This window comes from Bacillus sp. SIMBA_008, from assembly GCF_046535495.1.
Classification (GTDB): domain Bacteria; phylum Bacillota; class Bacilli; order Bacillales; family Bacillaceae; genus Bacillus; species Bacillus subtilis.
In genome coordinates this window covers 1-259 of the sequence record NZ_JAWRWL010000734.1, presented here as the reverse complement: position 1 = coordinate 259, position 259 = coordinate 1, and the positions used below count along the sequence as shown (strand labels likewise).

Below are 259 nucleotides of genomic sequence, written 5' to 3'. Positions count from 1 at the left end.
GATCGAGCTGGCCGGTCACATTCAGAGCGAACCACTGTTCATCGAGCTCGTCCCAGAGCTGTTCGTCCTCATCTGAAATGGCATAGGATGCTCCGCCGGGTCGCATCCGCGCATATTCGGCATGCGCGCGGTCTATCAACTGAGCAACAGCGGGTAGGCCCAAGAACAGAAAGGCAGCTATCGCTTCCGAAATTGCTCCGAGACTGTCGGTCTCCCGACAGTTCTCGATGCCACCGCCCATGAGGCCGCCATTATCGGC

The 259-nt window shown here is 58.7% G+C and carries 1 protein-coding gene; it reads right to left on the bottom strand.

The genetic code is table 11. From position 1 onward, the window contains the following. Positions 1 to 241: DMP19 family protein (locus SB658_RS25200; RefSeq protein ID WP_410603154.1), on the bottom strand; the 241-nt coding region annotated here is incomplete at its 3' end. Positions 242 to 259: the final 18 nt, after the last annotated feature.